Genomic DNA, 3,251 nt, shown 5'->3' with positions numbered 1-3,251 from the left:
TTTTATATCTATGCTCATCTATTTTAGAATAGCAGATAAATACAATATTATAGATAAGCCCAATCACAGAAGCGCACATACACAGATCACATTGAGGGGAGGAGGAATTATTTTTCCTGTTGCTTTCATTATCTTTTCTGCGTTTAATTTTAATGAAGTCATAGAAAACTACTGGTCATTTGGTTTGGGATTATTGGCAATATCTGCCATCAGCTTTATAGATGATATTGTAACGCTTTCAAATAAAATTAGGCTGTCCGTTCATTTTATTTCTGTGGTTTTACTGCTGTATTTTACTGGAGCATTTAATGTGATGCCAATCTGGGTTTGGCCCATATTGTTTATTCTGATTATAGGAACCTTGAATGCCTATAACTTTATGGACGGCATCAACGGAATGACGGGTTTATACAGTTTAGTCGGCTTATCATCATTATTGTACATTAATGAAAAGGTAATTTCATTCACCGATGAAAATTTTATCCTTTATCCTGTTTTAGCCTGCATCGTTTTTCTTTTCTTTAATTTCAGGAAAAAAGCAAAATGTTTTGCGGGTGATGTAGGAAGTATGGCTATTGCTTTTTGGGTAATCGGTCTTATTACCTTATTAATTATGAAAACTCAGGACTATAAATATATATTTCTTCTCTCTGTATATGGGATGGAAGTAATTCTTACCATAATAGAAAGATTACTGCTTAAAGAAAATATATTTGAGGCGCACAGAAGACATCTGTATCAGCTTTTTGCCAATGAAAGAAAAGTTTCGCATCTGCTGATAAGTTTTGTTTATGCTATAGTACAGGTAATTATAAATTTATTTTTAATACATTCACACTGGGCAATCTGGATTATTATTCCTGTGATTTTCATTCCGATAGGCAGTATTTATCTCGCATTAAAATGGAGCCTTAAAAAACAATATAAATTATAATAATAACTGATTCAAGAAATATAAGTTATGAAAATAAAAGAAACCCCTTTAAAGGACTGTTACATTATAGAGCCTACAATTTTCGAAGACGACAGAGGCTATTTTTTCGAAAAATTCAATGAAAAGAAATTCGAGGAACTTACCGGAATGAATGGACATTTCGTGCAGGATAATATTTCAAAATCTTCTTATGGTGTTTTGAGAGGACTTCATTTACAGAAAGGAGAACACGCACAGGCAAAACTGGTATCCTGTCTGGAAGGAAAAGTCTGGGATGTTGCTGTAGACCTGAGAGAAGATTCACCTACATTTGGAAAATGGTTTGGGATTGAGCTTACGGCGGAAAACAAAACACAGCTTTATATTCCAAGAGGTTTTGGACACGGATTTTCTGTTTTAAGTGAGACGGCAGTTTTTTCTTATAAATGCGACAACTTTTATAACAAAGAATCAGAAGGAAGTGTAAAATACAATGATCCGGATCTGAATATTGACTGGAAAATTTCCGACAGTGAAGCTGTTCTTTCAGAAAAAGATGAAAATGCAGCAAGTTTTAAAGAAAAGAATTTTTAAATATAATGAAAGCCACTTATTGAAGTGGCTTTTATTTTTTAATCCAGACTCTTCAATATTTTGTATCTTTGCAAACTCAAAATCAAAAAGATGCGTACAAAATCTGTAGGGAAGAAAAAAATAAATGTAGTAACGTTGGGTTGTTCCAAAAATGTATATGATTCCGAAGTTTTAATGAGTCAGCTTAAAGCCAATGGCAAAGAAGTGGTGCATGAAGACAAAGGAGACATTGTTGTAATTAATACCTGCGGATTTATAGACAATGCCAAAGAAGAATCCATCAATACCATTCTCGACTATGTGGAAGCAAAAAACAGAGGTGAAGTTGAAAAAGTTTTTGTGACAGGATGTCTTTCTGAAAGATACAAACCGGATCTGGTAAGAGAAATTCCGGATGTAGATCAGTATTTCGGGACGAGAGATCTTCCGGTTTTATTAAAGCATTTAGGAGCAGATTATAAGCACGAACTTGTGGGTGAAAGATTAACCACAACCCCGAAACATTATGCTTATTTAAAGATTTCTGAAGGATGCGACAGACCTTGCTCATTCTGTGCGATTCCTTTGATGAGAGGAGGACACGTTTCAACTCCGATTGAAAAACTGGTTACGGAAGCCCAGAAATTAGCGAAAAAAGGAACAAAGGAACTGATTTTGATTGCTCAGGATCTTACCTATTATGGTCTGGATATTTATAAAAAACGTGCTCTTGGAGATCTTTTAAAAGAATTGGTAAAAGTGGAAGGAATTGAATGGATAAGACTTCACTATGCATTTCCGAGCGGATTTCCGGAAGATGTTCTGGATATCATCAGAGAAGAACCGAAAGTTTGCAACTATATAGATATTCCTCTTCAGCACATTAATTCAGATTTACTAAAATCGATGAAAAGAGGGACAACTCACGAAAAAACAAATGCTCTTCTTTCAAAATTCAGAGAAAAAGTTCCGGATATGGCAATCAGAACAACGCTTATCGTTGGTTATCCCGGAGAAACTCAGGAAATTTTCAATGAGCTGAAAGACTGGGTAAGAGAACAGAGATTTGACAGACTGGGTTGTTTTACGTACTCTCATGAGGAAAATACAGGAGCTTATGTATTGGAAGATGATGTTCCGCAGGAAGTGAAAGAAGCGAGAGTGGAAGAAATTATGGAAATCCAGTCTCAGATTTCATGGGAGAAAAATCAGGAGAAAATTGGCAATATATATAAATGTATTTTCGACAGAAAAGAGGGAAATTATTTCATCGGAAGAACCGAATATGATTCTCCGGACGTTGACAATACCGTGTTGGTTTCTGCTGAAAATACATACATTTCCATCGGTGATTTCGCGGAGGTAAGGATTACTTCAGCTGAGGAGTTTGATCTTTACGGTGAATTAATTTAAAATTACTCCCAATTGTTTGATTTTTTAATAAAAAAAATCGTATATTGTTTTCATTAATACAATGTTATCCAATGATTAATAAAAATTAACATTCACAAAGCAGTGATAACATAAAGTTTAATTTGTTGATTTTCAAGACTGTTTTATTTTTGGAAATTAAAATTTTAAAACTTTTTGATGTATTATTATGAAAATTATTTTAAAAATATTAACTTTGCGAAATAAAGAGATTTTACATAACTATTGAGCTAAAAATTAGACTCTTGTGAGATGTGAAAATAATTTTTGAAATTATATATAATTAAAAATATTTTATTTTTATTAGTGAATGCACAAATGGGGTATGGTACAC

3 protein-coding genes are annotated in these 3,251 nt (G+C 33.3%); all 3 read left to right on the top strand.

Translation table 11 applies throughout. The features are described from left to right. Window positions 1-934 (top strand): MraY family glycosyltransferase (locus DD829_RS13595; RefSeq protein WP_228408202.1); only part of this gene is annotated, 934 nt, incomplete at its 5' end. Window positions 935-961: 27 nt separating this feature from the next. Further along, window positions 962-1,507, top strand: a complete 546-nt coding sequence (gene rfbC / locus DD829_RS13590; protein ID WP_076395614.1) for a dTDP-4-dehydrorhamnose 3,5-epimerase — start codon at window positions 962-964, stop codon at window positions 1,505-1,507. A 90-nt stretch (window positions 1,508-1,597) separates the two neighbouring features. Further along, on the top strand, window positions 1,598-2,899 hold the full coding sequence (rimO, locus tag DD829_RS13585) for a 30S ribosomal protein S12 methylthiotransferase RimO (RefSeq protein WP_108411253.1): 1,302 nt from the start codon (window positions 1,598-1,600) through the stop codon (window positions 2,897-2,899). The last annotated feature ends 352 nt before the right edge of the window (window positions 2,900-3,251 follow it).

Source organism: Chryseobacterium sp. HMWF035 (genome assembly GCF_003094695.1).
Classification (GTDB): domain Bacteria; phylum Bacteroidota; class Bacteroidia; order Flavobacteriales; family Weeksellaceae; genus Chryseobacterium; species Chryseobacterium gambrini.
This window is presented reverse-complemented; position numbering and strand designations above follow the sequence as displayed.